Raw genomic sequence first — 1517 nt, forward strand, 5'->3', positions numbered from 1 at the left:
ACTATTTGCTCAAGAAATTCAAAGTTTCTTATCCCCAAATATCTTACGAAATCTTGCTAGAGATGTTGGTTTTGTACAGCGAACCAGTAAGTACCAAGCAAAGGATTTAGTTGCTTTATGTGTATGGATGAGCCAAAATGTCGCTACAACTTCTTTAACTCAGTTATCCAGCTGTTTAGAAGCATCAACAGAAGTGCTCATCAGTCCTGAGGGATTGAATCAACGGTTTAATAAAGCGGCGGTCCAATTTTTACAACACATATTAGCGGAACTACTAAACCAAAAATTGGGCTCATCTATACCGATTTCTTCTCCATATACTTCTGTTTTTAAGCGTATTCGTATTTTAGATTCAACTGCATTTCAACTCCCAGATTCCTTTTCATTCGTTTATCCAGGTGCAGGAGGCTGCAGCCATACAGCGGGGGTGAAAATTCAGCTTGAATATGATTTATTAAGTGGACGGTTCCTACATATTCATACCGGTCCAGGTAAACAACATGATCGAACCTACGGTTCTCTGTGTGTCCCAACTGTGACAGCGAATGATTTATGTATTCGAGATTTAGGATATTTTCATTTGAAAGATCTTCAACATATACAAGACCAAAAAGCTTACTATATCTCTCGTATCAAGTCGAATACACGTATTTATCAAAAAAATCCCAATCCTGATTATTTTCGAGATGGAAGAATCAAAAAAGGTACGGAGTATATACAGATAGATATGGAGGTGTTAATGAACTCTCTTCAGCCAGGACAAACATGTGAAATACCCGACGCTTATGTAGGAATGACTGATAAAGTACCTACTCGTGTGATTGTTCATCGACTAACAAAAGAACAACAAGAAAAACGATTACAAGATCAAACTATAAGAGAAAAAAAGAAAGGAATGAAGTATTCTCCTCGTAGTAAACGACTCAGTGGTATCAATGTATATATGACAAACACTCCTACAGATGTTGTCCCAATGGGACAAGTACATGATTGGTATTCTTTACGTTGGCAAATCGAAATTTTATTTAAAACATGGAAATCATTCTTTTGCATTCATCATTGTAAAAAGATAAAACAAGAACGATTGGAATGCCATTTGTATGGACAACTGATTGCCATTCTACTCTGTTCCTCTATTATGTTTCAAATGCGGAAATTACTTCTTATGAAAAAGAAACAAGAATTGAGTGAATATAAAGCTATTTATATGATTAAAGACTATTTTTTTCTTCTTTTCCAAGCTATACAGAAAGACACCCAAGAGCTATCAAAGATTCTAATTCGCCTGTTCAACCTCCTACAGCAAAACGGGCGAAAATCTCATAGGTATAAGAAGAAAACAGTCTTTGATATATTAGGTGTCGTTTACAATTGTACCATGTCGGACAGTCAAGCAGCTTAATAAAAAAAATGAAACCCATTAGGGTTTATTTCGTATGCGAATTTTTAAATAATCTACACCGATCCCTTATAAAAAGTAAAAAAACTCCCCTGGAAAATTCCTAATGAAGTCTTAG

General features: G+C 35.4%; 1 protein-coding gene. It reads left to right on the plus strand.

Annotation, left to right across the window (positions count from 1 at the left end; all coding sequences use genetic code 11):
* Positions 1-1402: IS4 family transposase (locus MR076_RS25860; protein WP_242225422.1), on the plus strand; the 1402-nt coding region annotated here is incomplete at its 5' end.
* Between the last annotated feature and the right edge of the window lie 115 nt (positions 1403-1517).

This window comes from Bacillus cereus group sp. BfR-BA-01380 (assembly GCF_022663535.1).
In the GTDB taxonomy this organism is placed as follows: Bacteria; Bacillota; Bacilli; order Bacillales; family Bacillaceae_G; genus Bacillus_A; species Bacillus_A cereus_BB.